This window comes from Nocardioides sp. Soil777, assembly GCF_001428425.1.
GTDB classification, from domain to species: domain Bacteria; phylum Actinomycetota; class Actinomycetes; order Propionibacteriales; family Nocardioidaceae; genus Nocardioides; species Nocardioides terrigena.
Genome location: NZ_LMSN01000001.1, coordinates 386407 through 408368 on the forward strand (window position 1 = coordinate 386407; position 21962 = coordinate 408368).

Genomic DNA, 21962 nt, shown 5'->3' on the forward strand with positions numbered 1-21962 from the left:
TTTCGAGTCAGCTCGTGACGGCGCCGTGCGCCGCGGACTGCACGACCTTGGCGTACTTGCCGAGGACCCCGCGCGTGTACTTCGGCGGGTGCGGCGCCCAGCCGATCTTGCGGTCCTCCCAGGGCTCGCTGCCGTCGGCCGGCTCGACGTCCAGGGTCTGGCCCGCGACGTCGAGCGTGATCCGGTCGCCGTCGCGGATGAACGCGATCGGGCCCGCGTCCACGGCCTCGGGCGCGATGTGGCCGACGCAGAGCCCGGTGGTGCCGCCGGAGAAGCGGCCGTCGGTGATGAGCAGGACGTCCTTGCCGAGGCCGGCACCCTTGATCGCTCCCGTGATGGCGAGCATCTCGCGCATGCCCGGGCCACCCTTGGGGCCCTCGTAGCGGATGACCACGACGTCGCGCGGCTTGATCTCGCCGGCGGTCAGGGCGTCGAGCGCCTTGCGCTCGCCGTCGAACACGCGCGCGGTGCCGGTGAAAGTCGAGTCGTCGAAGCCGGCGCTCTTGACGACCGCGCCCTCGGGGGCCAGCGAGCCCTTCAGGATGGTCAGACCGCCGGTGGCGTGGATGGGGCGGTCGAGGTGGCGCAGCACCTCGCCGTCGACGTGCTGCGGGTTGAGGGCCTCGAGGTTCTCGGCCATGGTGCGGCCGGTCACGGTGAGGGTGTCGCCGTGCATGAGGCCGGCATCGAGCAGCGCCTTCATCACGACGGGGATGCCGCCGATCTTGTCGACGTCGTTCATCACGAAGCGCCCGAAGGGCTTGAGGTCACCGATGTGCGGGACCTTGGCGCCGATGCGGTTGAAGTCGTCGAGGGTCAGGTCGACCTCGGCCTCGCGGGCGATGGCGAGGAGGTGCAGGACGGCGTTCGTCGAGCCACCGAGGGCCATCACGATGGCGATGGCGTTCTCGAAGGCCGGCTTGGTCATGATCTGGCGAGCGGTGATGCCCTGACGGAGCATCTCCACGACGGCCTCGCCGGAGCGGTGGGCGAAGCCGTCGCGGCGACGGTCGACCGCGGGCGGGGCCGCGCTGCCGGGCAGGCTCATGCCGAGGGCCTCGGCGACACTGGCCATGGTGTTGGCGGTGTACATGCCACCGCAGGCCCCCTCCCCCGGGCAGATCGCCTTCTCGATGCGGGTGACCTCGGCCTCGGTGATCTTGCCGGCGAGGCACGCGCCGACCGCTTCGAAGGCGTCGATGATGGTGACGTCGTTGCCGTCCACCGAGCCGGGCATCGTCGATCCGGCGTACAGGAAGACGCTGGCCAGGTCGAGGCGGGCGGCGGCCATCAGCATGCCGGGCAGCGACTTGTCACAGCCCGCGAGCAGGACCGACCCGTCGAGGCGCTCGGCCATCATCACGGTCTCGACGGAGTCCGCGATGACCTCACGGCTCACCAGGCTGAAGTGCATGCCCTCGTGGCCCATGGAGATGCCGTCGGAGACGGAGATCGTCCCGAACTCGAGCGGGTATCCGCCGGCCGCGTGCACGCCGTTCTTCACGGCCTTGGCGAGCCGGTCGAGGCTGAGGTTGCAGGGAGTGATCTCGTTCCAGCTCGACGCGACGCCGATCTGCGGCTTGACCCAGTCGTCGTCGCCCATGCCCACGGCGCGGAGCATGCCGCGGGCCGCGGCCTTCTCCAGTCCGTCGGTGACGTCGCGGGAACGTGGCTTGATGTCGGGCTGCTGTCCCGTCGGCTGGGTCATGGCGTCAGGCTAGTCCGGCGCCGGCCAGGGCTGCGGGCCCGTCTCAGGAGGCGCGGCGGCGCTCGGCGTCCAGCGTGCGGAGGCGCGCCACGATCCGGGCCAGCGTGAGGTGGTCGTCGGGCGCCCCGTAGAAGTGCCGTACGGCGTCCCGCTGCCAGCCCAGGTCGTAGTAGACCTGCGGATCCCCGAGCGCTGCCGAGCGGCGCTCGTCGGCACCGGCCCGCGCGGTCAGCCAGCTGCCCGGGGGTATCCACCAGCCGGCCGTCCGGAGGTCGGCGTGAGCCGGGTAGCGCCGACCCGCCCGATCCCTGATGGCTTCCTCGCTCATCGGGTCGACCACCTCGCCCTCCGCATCGACCGCCACGAGCCTGAGGCCGACCAGGGCCAGCACGGCTTCGAGCTCGCCCACACCGGGAGGAGTGCGGCCCGTCTCCCAGCGCGCGACCCGGGACGCCTCGACGCCGAGGATCTCCGCGAGGCCGCGTTGCGACACGTCGAGACGGCGGCGGACGCGCCGGACGAGCCCGCCCGCCGTCTCGGACCCACGTCTCCGACGTCCCGCCAGGTCCGTCGTCGGCGGGGTCTCGTCCTCACCCCGCGAGCTCTCGTCCTCGCCCACTCGCTCGTCGTCCATGTCTGTCCCCCGTCGTCCTGTCCGTGCGGATCAGGAAAACCGAGGGCACCGACAACGCCTCCCTGAGTGCTGCGACCTGCGGTGCCCACGACCTCAGGTCGCACCACCCGCGACCCCTCGCGCGCGCATGGGACCTGCGGTATCCAGGACCGCAGGTCGCACCACCTACGACCCTTCGCGCGCGCATGGGACCTGCGGTGCCCACGACCGCAGGTCGCACCACCACGACCCCTCGCGCGCGCATGGGACCTGCGGTACCCAGGACCGCAGGTCGGACCACCCCCGGCCCTACGCGCGCGCATGGGACCTGCGGTACCCAGGACCGCAGGTCGCAGCGCGCGGACGAGGCTCGCAGGAACGCCAAATTTCGCCTGAGTGGCACCCCGGGAAGACCGAAGGCCGGTGGCACCGATGGGCTCGACGAGCTCTGTGCCCGCTCCGGTCAGATCCGGACGACGATCTTGCCGCCGGGGTGGCCGTCCTCGGAGAGGCGGTGGGCGTCGGCGATGTCGTCGAGCTCGAAGGTCCGGGCGATCGTCACCGTGAGCTTGCCGTCGTCGAAGAGGCGGCCGAGCTCATCGAGGTGGGACCGGTCCGGACGCACGAAGACGTAGTGCCCGCCCTGCTCCAGCACGGTGTCGGCCTCGATGATCGAGGCGATGCGGCTGCTGTCCCGGACCTGGGCGGGGGCGTCGGCGAGGGCCTCGCCGCCGATGAGGTCAAGGACGGCGTCCACCGGACCGCCGTGGTCGGCGAGCTGCTCGCTGACGGGGCCGGCGCCGTGGTCGAGGACGGTGGTGGCACCGAGCGACCGGACGAGGTCGTGGTTGCCCGGCGAGGCCGTGCCAATGACCTCCGCGCCCAGCGCGACCGCGATCTGTACGGCGAGCTGCCCGACGCCACCGGAGGCGGCGTGGACGAGCACGCGGTCGCCCGCGGTGACCTGGAGCGCCTCGGTGAGGGCCTGCCAGGCGGTGAGGCCGGCCAGCGGGACCGCGGCGGCCTCCTCGAGGGAGAGGGACGCGGGCTTGCGGGCGACGGTGCGCTCGGGGGCCGGCACGAGCTCGGCCGCGGTGCCGAACTTCACGTCGTCACGCCGGACGTAGCCCCAGACCTCGTCGCCGACCTCGAGCCCGGTGGTCACGGCGGGCCCGACGGCCTCGACCACACCGGCGACGTCCCAGCCCGGGACGATCGGCAGGTGGTGGGGGTAGGCGCCCTGGAGGTAGCCCTCCCGGACCTTCCAGTCGACCGGGTTGACGCTGGTGGCCTTCGCCCGGACGAGGATCGTGTCGGGGCCGACGGGCGGGTCCGGGAACTCGCCGACGCTGAGGACCTCGGGTCCGCCGTACTGGTCGTAGCTCGCTGCACGCACTGTTGCTCGTCTCCTCGAGGTCGGGGGTGCGACGGGATCCCCCGCGCACACCCGTCCCCAACACGCCTTGCCATGGCCGTGTTCCTCGACCCGGGGTGATCCCCGTCAACGCGCCTCGGCGGCCGCCTTCAGGGACGCCAGCCCCCGGTCGAAGTCCTTGCCGACGGCCTTGTCGAAGTAAAGCTTGCCGGCGAGCGACATGACGGGGTTGCGCCGGCCGCTCATCGTCCACACGACGCGGGTCCGGCCACCGCCGACCTGCTCGAGCTCGAAGGTCGTGAGGTTGCGCGCCTTGAAGGGCTTGAGGAACTGCAGGTCGACCGCCACCCGCGACGGGGTGGACTCGACGATCTCCATGTCGCCCTCCCCGGCCTTCTTGTTGCCCGACCAGTGGTAGCGCGAGCCGACGCCCGAGGCGGGCCCGGAGTACCTCCGCTCGAGCGCGGGGTCCAGGCCCTCCCACGGTGACCACTCCTGCCACTGGCGGAAGTCGTCGACGAGGCCGTGGACCCGGTCCGAGGGGGCGTCGACCGTGGTCGAGCGCGACATCGAGAAGTCAGCCATCAGTCGAGGGAGGCGGCGCGGACGAACATCACGTCAGGAAGGTCCTTGTGGATCTCCTGCCAGGTCTCACCGGTGTCCGGCGAGCACCACACCGCGCCGTTGCGGCCGCCGAAGTAGAGGCCCGCCGCCTCGTGGTCGTCGGCGCACATGGCGTCCCGCATGACCGCGGCGTAGAAGCTGTCCGGCAGGGCGCCCTCGCCGAGGGGCTCCCAGCTGGCGCCGCCGTCCGTCGTACGGCAGACGCGCGCCTTGCCGTCGACGGGCCAGCGGCCGCCGGCGTCGGCGATCGGGAAGGTGTACGCCGTGTTGGCCTCGCGCGGGTGGGTCACCATGGCGAAGCCGAACTCCGAGGGCAGCCCGGGAGCGATGTCCTGCCACGACGCTCCCCCGTCGTCGGAGCGGTAGACGCCGCCGTGGTTCTGGAGGAAGAGGCGGTCCGGCTCGGTCGCGTCGCGGGCGACCTTGTGCACGCACTGGCCGAACTCCGGGTAGTTGCGCTCCCCGGGGAAGAACTCCGCCTTGACCCCGGTGTTGGAGGCCGTCCACGTGTCGCCGCCGTCGGACGTGCGGTAGACGCCGCCGGTCGAGATCGCCGCGAGCACCGAGTCGCCGTCGGTCGGGTGCGGCAGGATCGTGTGGAACGCCTGGCCGCCGAAGCCCTCGTTCCACTCCTGTCGGTGCGGGTGGTCCCAGAGCCCTCGGACCAGGTCGAAGGTCTCGCCGCGGTCGGTCGAGCGGAAGATCGCCCCCGGCTCGGTGCCGGCCCACACGACGCCGTCCTCGACGCCCGGCGCCAGCTGCCACACGCGGGCCAGGGTGGCCGGGCTGCCGTCGGGCAACGTCGCGTCCTCCGGGAAGCGGATCGCGCCGTTGGGCGTCTCCTGCCACGAGGCGCCGAGGTCGTCCGAGCGCCAGACCTGCGGCCCGAGCCAGCTCGACGACGCGCCCGCGAAGAGGCGCGGGGTGTCGCCGCGCCGGTCGATGAGGACGGAGTAGACCTCCTCCATGGGGAAGTGCGGCCCCGACCACTCCCAGGCGGTCCGCGCCTCGTCGGAGGTCCCGATGAACAGACCCTTGCGGGTCCCGACCATCAACAGCGTGCGCGCCATGCCACCACTCCCGTCTCGTATTCCTAATAGGAACAGTAGTCTGATCACACCATGGGTCAAGACCTTCCTGTCACCTCGTACGCGCTCCTCGGGCTGCTCACGTTCGGGGACGAGCTGACCGGCTACGAGCTCAAGCAGCGGGCGGACGCCACCCTGCGCTTCTACTGGGTCTCCCCCGCGATGAGCCAGGTCTACAGCGAGCTGGCCCGGCTCACCGAGCACGGCCTGGTCCTCACCCGCACCCGCAGGTCGGGCAACAACGGGTCGGGCAACAAGGGGAGGTCGGACGGAGCCGAGACCTCGGGCAGCACGACGTACCGGCTCAGCGCCAAGGGCCGCCGCGCCCTCGAGACGTGGATGCGCGGGACCGAGCCGGGCTTCTCGGTGCTCAAGCACCCGGTGGCGCTGCGGCTGCTGCTGGGCCACGTGGTGGACCCGATGACGACCATCGCGATGCTCGAGGCGCACGTCGAGGCCCTCGACACCGAGCGGGAGGCACTGGTGCGGGTCCGTGAGGGGCTGCGCGGGTCGGACGCGCCGGGACAGCCGTTCCGGCACCCGAGTCTCGTGGCGGACTGGGGCCTCGACTACTTCGACAACGAGCGCCGTATCGTCACCACCCTCATCGAGCGCTTGCACGAGGAGGAGCTGCGGGAGGAGGGGGACGGGTGACACGAGCCATCTGGCTGGTGGTCGTGGGCATCATCTCCGTCCAGGTCGGCGCGGCGTTCGCCAAGGACCTCTTCGGCACCATCTCGCCCACCGCGATCGTCTGGCTGAGGCTGGTGACCAGTGCCCTCGTCCTCACGGCCATCGCGCGCCCGCGCCTCAAGGCGCGCAGCCGCGAGGACTGGATGGTCGTGGTCGGCTTCGGGGTGAGCCTGGGGCTCATGAACTGGGCGATCTACCAGTCCTTCGCGCGCATCCCGCTGGGCATCGCGGTCACCATCGAGTTCATCGGACCGCTGACCCTGGCCGTCCTCGGGTCGCGCCGGGTCCGGGACCTGGTCTGGGTGGGGCTCGCCGGCCTCGGTGTCCTGCTCCTCGGCTTCGAGCCGGCCGACCTGACGGTGGCGGGGGTCCTCTACGCGTTGCTCGCGGGCGCCGCGTGGGCGGCGTACATCCTGCTCAGCGCCCGCACCGGGGCGCGCTGGCCGGGACTCGACGGCCTGGCCGTCGCCAGCGTCCTGGCCACCCTGCTGCTCACCGTCCCGGCCGTCGTCTCGGGCGGTGACACGCTCCTCGACGGTCGCGTCCTGCTGATCGGCGCGATGATCGGCCTGCTCTCCTCGGTCATCCCCTACAGCTGCGAGATGACCGCGCTGCGGACCCTGCCGCCGTCGGTGTTCTCGATCCTGATGAGCCTCGAGCCGGCCGCTGCCGCGCTGGCGGCGATCGTGATCCTCCACGAGGTGATCACGCCCCTGCAGGGCGTCGCGATCGCGTGCGTCATCGCGGCCAGCGTGGGCGCCACCCGGGGCCAGCCCGTGCTCACGGAGCCGGCCCCGGACTGACGCTGCTCAGTGCCCCGTCTCGGCCTCGATCGTGTCGGCGATGATCGCGGCGTCGCTGCGCGGAGCCCGCAACGACCGGTCGGCCCGGGCGGTGGGCAGCGGGTTGTCCGCGACCTGGCGCATCCCGCGGACGCCGTCGTCGACCACGAACGACGCCCGCGTGAAGGCCTGCTCCCCCGGCACCGACACCCGCGGCAGGCACCGGTAGTCCGCGGTGAACGACGTGGGCGTGATGGTGGTGCTGACGTAGCCGCGCAGGTTGGTCCAGAAGGTCAGGTTGGGGTTCTGGGCGGCCCACGGGTGGGTGCCGTCCGCCTTGTCGTAGCCGTCGCCACCGCTGGTGATCGACGAGCAGACGAACTCCGACCCGAGCACGGGAGACGAGCCGTCGGTCCAGTCGGTGAGCACGTCGGATCCCCAGTGCGCGTGCACGTCGCCGGTCAGCACGACCGGGTTGCGCACCCCGGCGTCGACCCACGACCGCACCACCCGGTCCCGGGAGGCCGGGTAGCCGTCCCAGGAGTCCATCGACACCGTGTTGTCCGGGGTCGCCGTGCTGTCCCGGCGACCGAAGAACACCTGCTGGCCGAGCACGTCCCAGGTCTGCGTGGACGCGGCGAAGCGCTCGGCCAGCCACGCCTCCTGGGTCGTACCGGGCAGTGACCGCTCCGGTGCCGCGGCGGGCGGGCAGTCGTCGTACCCGTCACCGCAGGCCTGGTCGTCGCGGTACTGCCGGGTGTCGAGCATGTGGAAGCTCGCGAGCTGGCCCCACTGCACCGAGCGGTAGAGCTGCAGGTCGGGTCCGGCGGGCACGGAGGTACGCCGCAGCGGCATGTTCTCGTAGTAGGCACGGAAGGCGGCGGCGCGGCGGTCCATGAAGCCGGGCTGCGAGGCGGCGTTCTCCGCGATCTCGTCGGCCCAGTTGTTGTCCACCTCGTGGTCGTCGAAGACCACCAGCCACGGGGCCGCGGCGTGGGCGGCCTGGAGGTCCGGGTCGGTCTTGTACTGCGCGAGCCGCTGCCGGTAGCCCGCAAGGGAGACCGTCTCCGGGCCGCGGTGGTCGCGGACGTTGCCGCCCGGGATCGTGTAGCTGTCGGCCTTGTACTCGTACTGGTAGTCGCCCAGGTGCAGCACGAGGTCCGGTCGCTCCTCCGCGAGCCGGCCGTAGGCGGTGAACCAGCCGTGCTCGAACTGCGAGCACGAGGCGAAGGCCATCGACAGCGACGCAGGCATCGACAGCGGGTCGGGGGCGGTCACGGAGCGCCCGGACGGCGACAGGTGGCGTCCCGCGCGGAACCGGTAGAAGTACTCGCGCCCCGGCAGCAGCCCGCCCACCTCGACGTGCACCGCGTGGCCGAGCTCGGGACCGGTCCGGACCGAGCCGGCGCGGACGACGTCGGTGAAGCGGGCGTCGGTCGCGACCTGCCAGCCGACCTGCTGGTGCCGCGACGGCATGCCACCCGCACCGTCGTCCGCCAGCGGGTCGGGCGCGAGCCGGGTCCAGATCACGAAGCCGTCGGGCAGCGGGTCGCCGCTCGCGACACCGAGCGTGAACGGGTCGGTGCGGGTCGGGGGCGCAGCGGCGCTGGGCCGCTGGTCGAGGAGGGCGGGAGTGGCGGCCAGAGCCGCACCGCCCGTCACGAGGCCGGTCTTGAGCAGGATTCGCCGAGAAGTCTCCATGCCCGAAGAGTGCGCAGCCGGAGTCGACGTGACGACGACACCGGCGTGAAGGGCGGGTGACCAGCCCGGGGCAGTCGTCCCCGACGTCATGGTCGGGCAGGCACAATCGGGCCCATGGCCACCCAGCCCACCCCCGGCACCACCCCGGTGACGGCACCCCTCGAGATCGGCTACGTCGACGTCCGCTCCGACGACGGCACCCGGCTCCGCGCCTGGACCAACGATCCCGACGGCACGATCGAGGGCCCGACGGTCCTGCTGTGCAACGGCCTCGGGACGGGGCCGTGGGCGTGGCCGGCACTCTTCGAGCCCGACTGCGGCGTGCGGGTCGTCTCGTGGCACCACCGGGGCGTCGGGGGGTCCGCGCGCCCGACCGACCGTGCCCGGGTCGGCGTCACCGAGTTCGTGGAGGACGGGCTCTCGGTGATGGACCACTTCGGTGTCGAGCGGACCGTCCTCGTGGGGTGGTCGATGGGCGTCAACACCGCCTTCGAGCTGGCCGTCCACCACCCGGAGAGGGTCAGCGGGATCCTCGCGGTCGCCGGCGTGCCGGGTGGCACCTTCGCCACGATGCTCGGCCCCCTGCGCGTGCCACGCCTGGTCGCCCATCTCGCCGCGGTCAACGCCTCGCGGGTGCTCAAGCACACCGGCCGGCTGCTGTCGCCGGTGGTCAACCGGGTGCCGGTCACGCCGCTCACCATGGGGGCGCTGACCCACTCCGGCTTCATGCTGCCCGTGCCGGACCCCGCGCTCGCTGCCCGAGCGGTCCGGGAGTTCCTGGCCACGCCCGTCGACTGGTACTTCCACCTGGCCCTCGGGACCAGCCAGCACGCCCGGGTCTCGCTGAGCAACGTGCACGTCCCCGCGACCTTCGTCGCCGCGTCGTACGACGTCCTGGCCGGGGCCCACGACATGCGCACCGCCGCGGCCCGGATGGCCGACGCGGACTACGTCGAGCTGCGGGCGAGCCACTTCGTGCAGATGGAGCGGCCCGATGCGGTGCACCGGCTGCTCCTCGAGCTGCTGGAGCGGGTCTCCTGATGCGGGTGCGGCTCGCGCTGGCCGGCCTGCTCGGTGCCGCCGCCCTGGCCGGGTGCGCCGACGGCGACACCGAGCCCGCGATCCCCAGCGCCACCCAGCCCACCGACTCGACGCCCGACGCCCCGGCGAGCACGCCGTCCGACCCGACGTCGAGCCCCGCCGGTGACGGCACCCCCCGGGTGGCCGGGACCGTCGCGTCCGGGCTGGCGGTGCCGTGGGGGGTGGCCTTCCTCGAGGACGGGACCGCCCTGGTGACCGAGCGGGACAGTCGCCGCGTGCTCTCCGTGGACCCCGAAGGCGACGTGGCCGAGGTCGGCGAGGTGACCGAGGCCGTCCCGGAGGGCGAGGGCGGCCTGCTCGGCGTGGCCGTGGACCCGGCGGGCGACGGACGCGACGTCTACCTCTACGCCACCACCGCCGAGGACAACAGGGTGCTGCGGTCCGAGCTCGTCGACGGCCGGCTGGGCGAGGCCGAGGTGGTCCTCGACGGCATCCCGAAGGGCTTCATCCACGACGGCGGCCGGCTCGTCTTCGGCCCCGACGGCCACCTCTACGTCTCCACCGGCGAGACCGGCGAGACCGAGCTCGCCCAGGACCCCGACTCGCTGGCCGGCAAGATCCTGCGGATCACCACCGACGGCGAGCCCGCACCCGGCAACCCGGACCCCGGCTCCCCCGTCTGGTCGCTGGGCCACCGCAACGTGCAGGGGCTCGCCTTCGACGACGAGGGCCGGCTGTGGGCCTCGGAGTTCGGCGACTCGACGTACGACGAGATCAACCTCATCGAGCCCGGCGCCAACTACGGCTGGCCGGTCGTGGAGGGCCCCGGTGGCGGCGACGACTACGTCGACCCGCTGGTCACCTGGCCGACGTCGGCCGCCTCACCGTCGGGGATGGCCTACGCCGACGGGCACCTCTGGGTGGGCGCGCTGCGCGGCGAGCGACTCTGGCGGGTGCCGGTGCGCGGTGACCGGCTCGGGGAGCCGACGGCGTTCCTCGAGGGTGACTACGGCCGGGTCCGCACCGTGGCCACGACGCCCGACGGGGACCTGTGGGTCACCACGTCCAACCGCGACGGACGGGGCACGCCCGCCGACGAGGACGACCGGATCCTGCGGGTCATCCCGTCCGCGTGACCACCGAGCGCCGCGACGCGCGGCGGAGCGTGGTGAGGATGGCCGGGCCGAGCACGACCAGCGCGATCGACGTGGTGATCGCGCGGCCGGTGTCCCAGCTGGCCGTCGAGGTGAGCAGGGTGTAGACGGCGAACCGCTCGAGGTTCTCCGCCAGCGGCGCCCCCGCGACGTACGACAGCGTCCCTTCGTGCCCGGGCACCACGATGCCGAGGGTGAAGGGCCAGCTGGAGAGGTTCATCAGGATGCCGAAGGCGTACGCCGCGACGATGCCGTAGACGACCAGCACGGCGATCTCGGCTCGTCCGGTCAGCCGTCGCGGCAGCAGGCCCGCCCCCATGCCGATCCACGCGGAGAGCAGCATCTGGAACGGCAGCCACGGACCCACGCCCGCCGTCATCAGCGCGCTCGCGAACAACGACGTGCAGCCCAGCACGAAGCCGAACCCGGGTCCGAAGACCCGCCCGGCCAGGATCAGCAGGAAGAAGACGAGCTCGATGCCCGCGGTGCCGGCGCCGAGCCCCCGCAGCACGGCGTTGACCGCGCTGAGGACGCCGAGGATGGCCAGCACCCGGGCATCCATGCCGCCCTCGCTGAACTCCACCAGCACGACGACGATCACCAGCGGGAGCAGCGCCAGGAACAGGAACGGCGGGTCGACCCGGCCGCTCTCCGGCGCCCGCAGCAGCAGCGGCCAGCACAGCATCATCAGCCCGGCCGCCGAGGCCGCCGTCAGGACCAGCGCCGAGCGCAGCCGGACCGGCACCGCCGGCGGACGCGACCGCGCCGTCGGTCGCTCGGGGCTCTGCACCGCGGAGGCGCTCCCGCGACGCCTCGACGTGTCGAGGCTCATCGCGCCGCCTCCATCGCCGCCACGACCTCGTCGACGCGCAGCCAGGGCGGGCCGAGGATCTTGGTGACCTGCGGGGCGTACGACGGGGAGGCGGCGACGACCTGCCGGGTGCGGCCCGTGGACACGACCTCCCCCTCGGCGAGCACGACGACGTCGTCGGCCACGGAGGCGACGAACTCCACGTCGTGGGTCGCGATGAGCACCGCGTGGCCGTCGTCGGCGAGGTCCCGCACGATCGCGGCCAGCTGGCGCTTGGCGGCGTAGTCGAGCCCCCGGGTCGGCTCGTCGAGCAGCAGCACCCGCGGGCTGGTCGTGAGCACGATCGCCAGGACCAGGGCGAGGCGCTGGCCCTCGGAGAGGTCGCGCGGGTGGTGGTCGGGGTCGATGCCCGGGGCGAGCCGCTCCAGCAGGGCGCGGCACGTGCCGGGGCCACCTCCGACAGCCGCGTCGGCGGCCGCGCACTCCTCGTCCACCGTCTCGAGGTAGAGCAGGTCCGCGGCCGTCTGCGGGACCAGCCCGACGAGGGCCCGGCGCCGGGCGGCGTCGAGTCGCGCGGGGTCGGAGCCGTCGACCGCGACGGAGCCGGAGCGGCGGTCGCGCGAGCCCTGGAGGGTCCAGATCAGTGTCGACTTGCCGGATCCGTTGCGCCCCATCAGGGCGGTGACGTGGCCCGAGCGCAGCGCGACGTCGACGTCGCGGACGGCCACGTGCTGGCCGTGGGTGACGGTGAGGCCGTGGGCGTCGAGCAGGATCTCCCCGCCGGTCGCGGGCAGCTCCGGGGGCGCGGCGAGGTCGTGCAGTCCGCGGGCACGCCGACGGGCCTCGCGCACGCTGAGCGGGAGCGGCGACCAGCCCGCCGCGCGCCCCAGCTCGATGATGGGCGGCACGACCGGGGACGTGGCCAGGACGGTGGCCGGCTCGTCGACCCGCAGGCCCCCGTCGCCGGTGAGCAGGGCGATCCGGTCGGCGAACGGCACCACCCGCTCGAGCCGGTGCTCGGCGAGGAGCACGGTGAGCCCGAGGTCGTGCACGAGGCGGGTCAGGGTCGCGAGCACGTCCTCGGCGGCCGTCGGGTCCAGGGCCGAGGTCGGCTCGTCCAGCACGAGCAGGCGCGGGTGGGTGGTGAGGACGGCGCCGATGGCGACCCGCTGCTGCTCGCCGCCCGACAGGCTCCGCAGGTCGCGCGACCGGAGGCCGGCGATCCCGAGCAGGTCCATGGTCTCCTCCACCCGGCGACGCATGGTGTCCGGCGCGGTGCCGAGCTGCTCCATCCCGTAGGCGAGCTCCTCCTCGACGGTGTCGGTGACGAAGCCGGCGACGGGGTCCTGGCCGACGTACCCGATCACGTGCGCGCGCTCGCGTGGCGGCAGGTCGATGATGCTCGCGCCGTCCAGCAGCACGTCACCGGTGAGCGTGCCCCCGCTGAAGCGGGGCACCAGCCCGGTGAGCACGCCGAGCAGGGTGGACTTGCCGACGCCGGTGCGCCCGGAGACGAGCACCAGCTCGCCCTCGTCGAGGGTCAGGTCGATCCCGTCCAGGACGGGCGTCGGGGCGTCGTCGTACGCGAAGTGGATGTCCCGCAGCTCGATCATGCGCCCACCGCCAGCGCCGGGGCGAGCGCGTGCCGGGGACGAGGAGCGACCACCGCGGGGAGCAGGCCGATGAGGACGGCGGCGAGTGCCTCCACGCTGAGGTAGGGCATCGACTCGACACCCGGGTGCGCCACCAGCACGTCGTGCCCCGCGATCCACCATACGACGGCGCCGACCGCCATGCCGGACAGGGCGACGAGGCTCTCCTCGAGCCGCCACGGGTCGGGACGGTAGCGGGACCGCTGGACCCGGCGCCCCGAGCTCACCATCCCGACGACGGCCACCACGACGCCGACGAGCAGCATCGGCGTGGCCAGCCAGCGCGGGGCCGTCGAGTCGAGGACCGCGTAGGTGCCCACCCCGATGCCGCACAGCGCGCCCAGGAGCAGCGCGCCGGTGAGCCGGCGCTCGGCCGGGGTGGCGGTGCCGGCCCGGCCGTAGCCGCGGGTGTCCATGCCCGCGGCCAGCGCGAGCGATCGCTCGAGGGCGTCCTCCAGGACGGGGACCAGGAAGCGACGCAGCCGGCCCACGCGCCCGTCGGCTCCCCCGCGCAGCGCCTGGGCGGCGCGCACCCGGCGCGCGCTGTCGGCCAGCTGCGGGAAGACCGTGACGGCCACGACGAGGGCCGTGCCGATCTCGTAGAGCGCCGGCGGCACCGACGTCAGCAGTCGCTTGGGGTTGGCCAGCGAGTTGGCCGCCCCGATGCAGATGACGATGGTGGCCAGGCGCAGCCCGTCGTAGAGACCTGCGAGCAGGCTCTCGACGGTGAGCGGTCCGAGCAGGCGGACGCCGGCGACCCACTCGGGCAGCGGCACGGTCGGCAGGCCGAGCAGCACGTGGCCACCGTCCACCCCGCCGAACACGATCCGGAAGACCACCCGGATGAGCACGATCGCGACACCGAGCCAGACGTAGAGCCGGAACGAGCGCGCCCACGGGTGGTCCGAGCGCCGTGCCTGCACGACGACGGCGGCCACGGCCACGAGGAGCAGGAGGAGGAACGGGTTGGTGGTGAGGGTCGCGGCGGCGGCGAGGCCGATGGCCCACACCCACCAGGCGACCGGGTGCAGGTCCCGGGCGAGCCGGGTCCTCACGGCTGGTCGCCGCGGCGACGTCGCGCGGCCACGGTCATCGCGCCGAGGGCGGCCACGAGCACGGCCAGCACGGCCAGGGTGACCCAGGTGGGGACGCGCGCCGAGTCGGCCACCGGCTCCGCGGTGCTCCCGGCGGAGGTGGCGTCGACAGTCCCGGTGCTCGGGGACTGGCTGGCCGAGCCACCGGCCGGGCTGCTGGTGTCCTCCGACGGGGTCGGCGTGCCCTTCGGCTCCTTGCGCGGGCTGCGGCTCGGGGAGCCGGACGGGCCCGGGGTGGCGGAGCCGCTCGCCGACCCGGTCGGCGAGGCGGGGGCGGACGAGCTGCTCGACGGGGTGCCCGAGGGCGATGCGGGAGCGGACGAGGTCGGTGGGGAGGTCGGTGTGGACGTCGGCGCCTTGGTGGGGGTCTTCGTCGGGGCCTTGGTCGGGCTCGACGTGGGGGTCTTGGTGGGCGCCTTGGTGGGGCTCGGCGCGGGAGCCGCGTGCACCGGGGCGGCGATGCCGGGCGTACGACGGGTGCCGCCCTGCTGCCACGCGAGGGCGACCGCCCCGCCCTCGGGCACCTGGAGACCGGTGACCCCGATGGAGGAGTAGCTCCACGTGCCGCTCTCGCCGTCGGTCCACCACAGGCCCCAGTAGGCGTCGGCGGGCGGGGTGTTGACGCAGGGGTCGCTGGCGGGCGCACCGTTGACGCGGCACACGAAGCCCGGCTGGCGCTGGACGTAGCTGATCGCGACGCCGATGTCGGCGTACCGGGCGGACGCGGCCTGCCCGGAGCCGCTGTCGCACGTCGCCGTGAGGGCACCCCCCAGCGCACCGGGGTCGACGACCACGGTGACGCCGGAGCCCGACGTGCAGGACGCGGCCGAGGCCGGCGTCGTCGGGCCGAGCACGACCGCCGCCGCGGCCACCAGGGTGGCCGCGGCGACGAGGCGTGCGAGGGGTGCTCTCGTCACGGGTGGAACCTTCAGTTGCGCACCGAGATGCGGGTCTTGGCGGCGTCGTCGGCCGTCTTGACCTTCACGATGCGCGTCTTGTTGCCGGTGGGCATGGTGAGCTTGCGGGTGACCGGCTTGGCGGAGGCCTTGCCGACGATCCGCTTGGGGTCGCCCTTGATCGAGACGCAGGCGCGCTCGCCCGGGGCGAGGCCCCAGACCTTGACGCGGACCTTGTCGCCGGACTCGGCGGACGTGCGCTGCAGGGTCACGCTCAGCTCGGCGTTCGCGGCCGGCGCCCACTGGAGGACGGCCATCGCCTGGGCGGTGGCGCGACGCCACTGGCCGCGCACGTCGCCGTCGGTGAGACCGCTGTTGCGGGCGGCCTTGACGGCCTTGGCCTCGTAGGCGATCGCGCCGGTGTCCTTGGTGAGGGCACTGCGGCAGCGGTTCTTGTCGACGGGCTGCTGCTTGCGCACCCACGTCGCGGCCTTGGCTGCGGACGTCCGGTCCTTGACCAGGCCGAGGGCCCAGCCGGCGAGGCCGGTGCTGTTGGTGTTGCCGGCGAAGGAGCCGTTCTTCTTCTGCTGGGTCACCAGCCAGTCGGTCGCGTTGTCGACGGCCGCGTTGACGCCGGGGCCCTTGGCGTCACCCTCGAGCAGGTTGACGACGGCGAGCGCGGTGGCGTCGACGCTGGGCTCGGAGCCGGTCTGGCCCTCGGCGCAGCCCTGCGCCGTGGCGGCCTTGTCCTTGGTGAAGTCCTGGCGGAAGAAGCCGGACGTGCACTGCTGGGCGAGCAGGAAGGCGACGGCATCGGCGGCCCGCTGCGACTTCGCCTCGGTGAGCGCGCGGACGGCGTACGACTGGCCGAGGGTGTTGGCGTAGTCGCCGTAGGTCGACTTGTCCTCGATGCGACCCACGATCGGGGCGATCGCGCTCACGCGCGCCTCGAGGCGGGTGACCAGGTTGACCCCGCCGTACGACGTGGGGTTGGCGCCGGCGACCCGGGCGAAGGTCGCGGCCTTGGCGACCGAGCCGGCGTAGGTGCTGCCCGCGTCGCCGAAGGCGTCGCCGGAGATGTAGTCGCTGATGACCGGCTGGAAGGCCCGGTTGATGGTGGCCACGCCGGACTTGTCGCCGGCCTGGTCGAGGGCGAAGCCGGCGTCGAGGGTGAGGCCGTAGTCGGTGAAGCCACCGGCGTCGACGAGCCCGTCGGTGAGCTCCCCCTTGAGCCAGGAGCCGGCCACGGTGATCGCACCGTCGTCGGTCTTGCCCGTGGTGGGCGGGGCGGCCGTGGCCGACGGGGCGACGACGGTGAGCGCAAGGGTGGACGCGGCCACCAGCCCGGCGGCACGCCGCCAGGTGTGGGAGCGCAGTGCGTGAGACATGCTTTCCTTCCCGCTGTTGTGGCGGGAGGCGGCCCTGCGAGGGGACGACACCCGCTGTTTCCTCGCAGCGTGGTTGTCAGGTTGCCTGCAGCGGGCGGTCCGGCTCGCGCCCCGAGTGATCGGGACGCCTACGGTTGCGGGTCAGCGCCGGAGTTGGACCGGCTTCCCCGCTGCAGTCGGATGATGGTTTCCGAGGCGCACACTACAGCCAGCGGGCGCCCCCGGAATCCCCTAGGTGAGCTTCTCGAGAATGAGCTCGCGCACACGCCCGGCGTCGGCCTGTCCGCGCATCTCCTTCATCACCGAGCCGATGAGCGCGCCGGCGGCCGCGACCTTGCCGTCGCGGATCTTGTCGGCGACGTCCGGGTTGTCGGCGATCGCCTTGTCGACGGCCGCTCCCAGCGCTCCGTCGTCGGAGACGATGGCCAGCCCGCGGGCCTCGACGATCTGCTCGGGGGTGCCTTCGCCGGCGTACAGGCCCTCGAAGACCTGGCGCGCCAGCTTGTCGTTGATGCTGCCCGCGTCGATGAGCTGCTGGACCGCGGCGACGTCGATCGGGGTGACCCCGAGCGCGGCGATGTCGGTCCCGGTGTCGTTGGCGCGGCGGGCGAGCTCGGAGAGCCACCACTTGCGAGCCGCCTGGGGGGTGGCCCCGGCGGCGATCGTCTCCTCGACCAGCCCGAAGGCGCCGGCCCCGAGGGTGTCGCGCATCTCCAGGTCGGAGAAGCCCCACTCGGCCTGGAGCCGGGCCCGCTTCTGCGTCGGGTTCTCCGGGAGGGTGCCGCGCAGCTCGTCGACCCACTCCCGGCTCGGCGCCACGGGCACCAGGTCGGGCTCGGGGAAGTAGCGGTAGTCGTCCGCGTCGGACTTGACGCGCCCGCTGGTGGTCACACCGGTGTCCTCGTGCCAGTGCCGCGTCTCCTGGAGGATCGACCCGCCACCGCTGAGGATGGCGGCGTGTCGCTGCATCTCGAAGCGCACGGCCCGCTCCACGGAGCGGAACGAGTTGACGTTCTTGGTCTCGGTGCGGGTGCCGAGGGCGCCGGTGCCCTTGGGCGCCAGCGACAGGTTGACGTCGGCGCGCAGGTTGCCCTGGTCCATCCGCGCCTCGGAGACGCCGAGGGCGAGGATCAGCTCGCGCAGCTGCGCGACGTACGCCTTGGCGACCTCGGGAGCCCGCTCCCCCGCGCCCATGATGGGGCGGGTGACGATCTCGATGAGCGGGATGCCGGCCCGGTTGTAGTCGACCAGCGAGTAGTCGGCGCCGTGAATCCGACCGGTGCTGCCGCCGACGTGCAGCGACTTGCCGGTGTCCTCCTCCATGTGCGCGCGCTCGATCTCCACCCGGAAGGTCTCCCCGTCGACCTCGACGTCCATCCAGCCGTCGAAGGCGATCGGCTCGTCGTACTGCGAGGTCTGGAAGTTCTTCGGCATGTCCGGGTAGAAGTAGTTCTTCCGCGCGAAGCGGCACCACTCGGCGATGTCGCAGTTGAGCGCGAGGCCGATCCGGATCGCGGACTCCACGGCCTTGCCGTTGACGACCGGCATGGCGCCGGGCAGGCCCAGGCAGGTCGGGCAGGTGCCGGAGTTGGGGTCGCCGCCGAAGACGGCCGGGCAGCCGCAGAACATCTTGGACGCGGTGTTGAGCTCGACGTGGACCTCGAGGCCCAGCGCCGGGTCGAAGGCCGCCAGCACGTCGTCGTACGGCATCAGGGTGTCGGTCATGCGGGCGTCCCTTCGGTGACGTCGGCGCTGTGCAGCTCGGGCGCCCGGTCCAGCAGGCTGCCGCCCCAGCGGGCGGCCAGGAGGGACTCCAGCGCCGCCCCGACGCGGTAGACCCGCTCGTCGGCGAGCGCGGGGGCGAGGATCTGGAAGCCCGCGGGCAGGCCGTCCTCGTCGGCGAGGCCGCTGGGCACCGAGATGCCGGGGACGCCGGAGAGGTTGGCGGGGATGGTCGCGAGGTCGTTGAGGTACATCGCGATCGGGTCGTCGAGCTTCTCCCCCAGCTTGAAGGCCGTGGTGGGCGCCGTCGGCGACACGAGGACGTCGACCTGCTCGAACGCGGCCTCGAAGTCCCGGCTGATCAGCGTGCGGACCTTCTGGGCCTGGCCGTAGTAGGCGTCGTAGTAACCGCTGGAGAGGGCGTAGGTGCCCAGGATGATGCGGCGCTTGACCTCGTCGCCGAACCCGGCGTCGCGGGAGGCGCGCATGACCTCCTCGGCGCTCGGGTTGTCGACGCCCTCGGGCAGCACCCGGAGGCCGTAGCGCATCGCGTCGAACTTGGCGAGGTTGCTGGACGCCTCCGCCGGCAGGATCAGGTAGTAGGCCGCCATCGCGTGGACGAAGGACGGGCAGGAGACCTCCACGACCTCGGCGCCCGCCTCGACGAGCAGCTCGACGGACTCGGTGAAGCGGGTCATCACGCCCGGCTGCCAGCCGTCGCCGGCCAGCTCGGTGATGACGCCGACCTTCACGCCGGTCATGTCGCCGGTGGCGCCCTGGCGGGCGGCCTCGGTGAACGACGCCCACTCCTGGTCGATCGAGGTGGAGTCGCGCGGGTCGTGGCCGCCGATGACGTCGTGCAGCATCGCGGCGTCGAGCACCGTGCGGGTGACCGGGCCGGCCTGGTCGAGGCTGTTGGCCAGCGCGACGAGGCCGTAGCGGGAGACCCCGCCGTAGGTCGGCTTGACGCCGACCGTGCCGGTGACGGCACCGGGCTGGCGGATCGAGCCGCCGGTGTCGGTGCCGATGGCGAGCGGGGCCTCGAAGGCCGCGACCGCCGCCGCCGAGCCACCACCGGAGCCGCCGGGGATCCGGTCGAGGTCCCACGGGTTGTGCGTCGGACCGTAGGCCGAGTGCTCGGTGGAGGAGCCCATCGCGAACTCGTCCATGTTGGTCTTGCCCAGGATCGGGAGGCCGGCGGCCTTGAGGCGCGCGACGACCGTGGCGTCGTACGGCGGGATCCAGCCCTCGAGGATCCTCGAGCCGCAGGTGGTGGGCAGTCCGGTGGTGGTCAGCACGTCCTTGACGGCGATCGGCACGCCGTCGAGCGGGCTGAGCAGCTCGCCCCGGGCGCGGCGGGCGTCGGACTCGGCGGCCTGGGCCAGGGCGCCCTCGGCGTCGACGTGCAGGAAGGCGTGCACGTCGGTGTCGACGGCGGCGATCCGGTCGAGGTGCAGCCGGGTGAGCTCCACGCTGGTGGTCTCGCCCGCGGCCAGGGCCTCGGCCATCTCCGCGGCGGTCTGCCTGATGTGGGTGCTCACTGCTCGTCCCCCAGGATCCGCGGCACGCTGAAGCGCTGCTGCTCGCTGGCGGGGGCGCCGGACAGCGCCTCCTCGGCGGTCAGGCCGGGCACCACCACGTCCTCGCGGAAGACGTTGGTGAGCGGCAGGGCGTGCGACGTCGGGGGGACGTCGTCGCCGGCCACGCCGTTGATGGACGCGACGGACTCGAGGATCACGCTCAGCTGGGGGGCGAGGTGGTCGAGCTCGGCGTCGTCGAGGTCGATGCGGGCGAGGGTGGCCAGGTGGGCCACCTCCTCGCGGGAGATCTCGGGCATGGCGGCAATCCTAGGTCCCTGCGCGACGGTGCCGGTCCGCCGGTCGGGACCGACGTCCGCATCGTCCCGGTCGGATCGGGATCCCAGCCCCGTGCGACGGGAACGACCCCGCGCCGATCGTCGGTCACGAGGGCGCCGGACGGTCCGCCGCCCCGGGCGAGGTGGTCGACATGGACGCACGGGCGGCGTGGTGGGTGGGCACGGCACTGGCGCTGCTGGTCGGAGCCGTCACGGGCTGCGGGTCGGCGACCCCCACGGGGGCAGGGGTCGCCGGCCCGCTCACCCCGCCGCCCGCGTCCGCGGCGCCGCACCGTGCCGGGGACCCGGGCGGGGAGGCCGTGGGCCGGGCCCGCGACCGGCGTCGCCGAGGGTCGGAGGCGTGGCGGATCACCCGGCCGTCCACCGACCACCAGGTCGAGGCCTACACGACGCACGCGAGCGGGCTGCCCGGCACCCGGGTCGGTCTCAAGGTCTCGACCACCGAGGGCGGCTACGAGGCTGCCGCCTACCGGATCGGGGCCTACCGGGGCGGCACCGGGGCCTTTGTGTGGGAGTCGGGGTTCCGGCGCGGTCGGGTCCAGCCCGCGGCCCGGCTCGAGCCGGCGGACACCCGCACCGTCGTGGCTCCGTGGACGCGGGACCTGACCGTGGACACGTCCTCGTGGCTCCCGGGGTTCTACGTCTTCACGCTCCGCACGCCGACCGGCTGGGAGACCCAGGTGCCGTACGTCGTGACCTCGCCGTCCGCGGCCGGGACCGTCGCCCTCGTCTCCCCCGTCACGACCTGGCAGGCCTACAACGCCTGGGGCGGGTACAGCCTCTACGAGGGGCCGTCCGGGGACCGGGAGAGCTGGGCCGTGAGCTTCGACCGGCCCTACAACGGCGCGACGGGCGCCAACGACTACCGCACGGCCGCGATCCCGGTCATCGTCCGCGCCGAGCGCACCGGCGAGCCGCTGTCCTACTTCACCAACGTCGACCTGCACACCCGGCCCGGCTCGCTGGACGGTGCACGGGGCTACGTCTCCGTGGGCCACGACGAGTACTGGACCCCGACCATGCGTGCCGAGGTCCTGCGAGCCCGCGACGCCGGCACCAACCTGGCCTTCCTCGGCGCCAACACGATGTACTGGCGGGTGCGCCTGGAGGACCGCCCGACCGGGTCGGCCCGGGTGGTGGTCGGCTACCGCAACTCGGCCCACCTCGACCCGTGGCGCGACGTCCGCCCGGCCGAGGCGACGAGCCGCTTCCGCGACGCCCCGGCGCCCCAGCCCGAGCACGACCTCCTCGGCGTGCAGTACGAGTGCTACCCGGTGGACGTCGACCTCGTCGTGGCCTCGCCGCGCTGGTGGGGGTTCCGCGGGACGGGCGTCAGCCGCGGCGACCGGGTGCCGGGGCTGATCGGGCCGGAGGCCGACCGGGTCTACCCCGACGACCGCCTCCCGCGGCCGCTCGAGGTGCTCGGTCACACGCCGTACGAGTGCCGTGGCGTCGCGACCAGCGCCCAGACGGTCTACTACACGGCCCCCTCGGGGGCCGGGGTGTTCACCGCCGGGACCCTGCGGTGGGGCTGCGCCCTGGTCGACCGGTGCGAGCGGCCGCTCGGCGACCGGACGGCCGGGTTCGTCGGCGTCGTGACCGACAACCTGGTCCACGGCTTCGCGCAGGGCCCGGTCGGCCCCACGCATCCGGCGCGGGACAACGTCGGCGACTTCCACCTGCCGACCACGAACGCGGTGTCGGCGAGTTGAGACCGCGGCCACCGTCATCGGCCATCATGGGT

19 protein-coding genes and 1 riboswitch are annotated in these 21962 nt (G+C 73.3%); of the genes, 5 read left to right on the forward strand and 14 right to left on the reverse strand.

The window, feature by feature from the left end:
* Window positions 1-7: 7 nt before the first annotated feature.
* The 5 genes from ilvD to ASG88_RS01920 form a co-directional block, all read right to left on the reverse strand.
* Window positions 8-1708, reverse strand: a complete 1701-nt coding sequence (gene ilvD / locus ASG88_RS01900) for a dihydroxy-acid dehydratase (protein WP_056885692.1) — start codon at window positions 1706-1708, stop codon at window positions 8-10.
* A 43-nt stretch (window positions 1709-1751) separates the two neighbouring features.
* Window positions 1752-2342 carry a helix-turn-helix domain-containing protein gene (locus ASG88_RS01905; protein WP_056885693.1) on the reverse strand — a complete coding sequence of 197 codons (591 nt, stop codon included), beginning with the start codon at window positions 2340-2342 and terminating at the stop codon, window positions 1752-1754.
* 442 nt (window positions 2343-2784) lie between these two features.
* On the reverse strand, window positions 2785-3717 hold the full coding sequence (locus ASG88_RS01910; protein ID WP_056885694.1) for an NADP-dependent oxidoreductase: 933 nt from the start codon (window positions 3715-3717) through the stop codon (window positions 2785-2787).
* A 105-nt stretch (window positions 3718-3822) separates the two neighbouring features.
* On the reverse strand, window positions 3823-4281 hold the full coding sequence (locus tag ASG88_RS01915; protein WP_056885695.1) for an SRPBCC family protein: 459 nt from the start codon (window positions 4279-4281) through the stop codon (window positions 3823-3825).
* A complete protein-coding gene (locus ASG88_RS01920; protein WP_056885696.1) occupies window positions 4281-5390 on the reverse strand; it encodes a WD40/YVTN/BNR-like repeat-containing protein in 1110 nt (369 codons plus the stop codon). Before ASG88_RS01920 ends, ASG88_RS01915 begins: the two co-directional genes overlap by 1 nt.
* Window positions 5391-5441: 51 nt before the next feature.
* Here ASG88_RS01920 and ASG88_RS01925 point away from each other — a divergent pair, with 51 nt between their 5' ends.
* Together ASG88_RS01925 and ASG88_RS01930 are read left to right on the forward strand one after the other, a co-directional pair.
* Entirely contained in the window at window positions 5442-6062 is a 621-nt protein-coding gene (locus tag ASG88_RS01925) for a PadR family transcriptional regulator (protein ID WP_056885697.1), read from the forward strand.
* Window positions 6059-6904, forward strand: coding sequence for an EamA family transporter (locus ASG88_RS01930; protein ID WP_235534684.1), 846 nt, complete (start codon window positions 6059-6061; stop codon window positions 6902-6904). The genes ASG88_RS01925 and ASG88_RS01930 overlap by 4 nt, the downstream gene beginning before the upstream one ends.
* A 6-nt stretch (window positions 6905-6910) precedes the next feature.
* Here ASG88_RS01930 and ASG88_RS01935 read toward each other — a convergent pair whose 3' ends face one another.
* Window positions 6911-8584 (reverse strand): alkaline phosphatase D family protein, encoded by a 1674-nt coding sequence (locus tag ASG88_RS01935; protein WP_056885698.1) that lies wholly within the window; start codon window positions 8582-8584, stop codon window positions 6911-6913.
* A 114-nt stretch (window positions 8585-8698) separates the two neighbouring features.
* On the opposite strand from ASG88_RS01935, the gene ASG88_RS01940 reads away from it, so the two are divergent.
* Window positions 8699-9625, forward strand: a complete 927-nt coding sequence (locus tag ASG88_RS01940; protein ID WP_056885699.1) for an alpha/beta fold hydrolase — start codon at window positions 8699-8701, stop codon at window positions 9623-9625.
* A complete protein-coding gene (locus ASG88_RS01945; protein WP_056885700.1) occupies window positions 9625-10761 on the forward strand; it encodes a PQQ-dependent sugar dehydrogenase in 1137 nt (378 codons plus the stop codon). The genes ASG88_RS01940 and ASG88_RS01945 overlap by 1 nt, the downstream gene beginning before the upstream one ends.
* Here ASG88_RS01945 and ASG88_RS01950 read toward each other — a convergent pair.
* From ASG88_RS01950 to gatC, 8 genes are all read right to left on the reverse strand, one after another.
* Window positions 10745-11611: an ECF transporter S component gene (locus tag ASG88_RS01950; RefSeq protein WP_082599785.1), complete on the reverse strand. Its 867-nt coding sequence runs from the start codon at window positions 11609-11611 to the stop codon at window positions 10745-10747. The two genes, ASG88_RS01945 and ASG88_RS01950, sit on opposite strands and share 17 nt — an antisense overlap.
* The gene (locus tag ASG88_RS01955; protein WP_056885701.1) at window positions 11608-13203 is read right to left on the reverse strand and encodes an ABC transporter ATP-binding protein; all 1596 of its coding nucleotides are present in this window, start codon (window positions 13201-13203) and stop codon (window positions 11608-11610) included. The genes ASG88_RS01950 and ASG88_RS01955 overlap by 4 nt, the downstream gene beginning before the upstream one ends.
* Window positions 13200-14297 (reverse strand): energy-coupling factor transporter transmembrane component T, encoded by a 1098-nt coding sequence (locus ASG88_RS01960; RefSeq protein ID WP_056885702.1) that lies wholly within the window; start codon window positions 14295-14297, stop codon window positions 13200-13202. Before ASG88_RS01960 ends, ASG88_RS01955 begins: the two co-directional genes overlap by 4 nt.
* Complete coding sequence (locus ASG88_RS01965; RefSeq protein ID WP_056885703.1) at window positions 14294-15253, reverse strand: hypothetical protein; 960 nt, start codon at window positions 15251-15253, stop codon at window positions 14294-14296. The genes ASG88_RS01960 and ASG88_RS01965 overlap by 4 nt, the downstream gene beginning before the upstream one ends.
* Window positions 15254-15264: 11 nt before the next feature.
* Window positions 15265-16620 (reverse strand): prenyltransferase/squalene oxidase repeat-containing protein, encoded by a 1356-nt coding sequence (locus tag ASG88_RS01970; RefSeq protein ID WP_056885704.1) that lies wholly within the window; start codon window positions 16618-16620, stop codon window positions 15265-15267.
* A gap of 71 nt (window positions 16621-16691) precedes the next feature.
* A riboswitch (cobalamin riboswitch) is annotated at window positions 16692-16810 on the reverse strand.
* 41 nt (window positions 16811-16851) lie between these two features.
* Window positions 16852-18345 (reverse strand): Asp-tRNA(Asn)/Glu-tRNA(Gln) amidotransferase subunit GatB, encoded by a 1494-nt coding sequence (gene gatB / locus ASG88_RS01975; protein WP_056885705.1) that lies wholly within the window; start codon window positions 18343-18345, stop codon window positions 16852-16854.
* The gene (gatA, locus tag ASG88_RS01980; protein ID WP_414858624.1) at window positions 18342-19850 is read right to left on the reverse strand and encodes an Asp-tRNA(Asn)/Glu-tRNA(Gln) amidotransferase subunit GatA; all 1509 of its coding nucleotides are present in this window, start codon (window positions 19848-19850) and stop codon (window positions 18342-18344) included. Before gatA ends, gatB begins: the two co-directional genes overlap by 4 nt.
* 29 nt (window positions 19851-19879) lie before the next feature.
* Entirely contained in the window at window positions 19880-20179 is a 300-nt protein-coding gene (gene gatC / locus ASG88_RS01985; RefSeq protein ID WP_056885707.1) for an Asp-tRNA(Asn)/Glu-tRNA(Gln) amidotransferase subunit GatC, read from the reverse strand.
* 170 nt (window positions 20180-20349) lie between these two features.
* On the opposite strand from gatC, the gene ASG88_RS01990 reads away from it, so the two are divergent.
* Window positions 20350-21930, forward strand: a complete 1581-nt coding sequence (locus ASG88_RS01990) for a N,N-dimethylformamidase beta subunit family domain-containing protein (RefSeq protein WP_157559507.1) — start codon at window positions 20350-20352, stop codon at window positions 21928-21930.
* Window positions 21931-21962 lie beyond the last annotated feature (32 nt).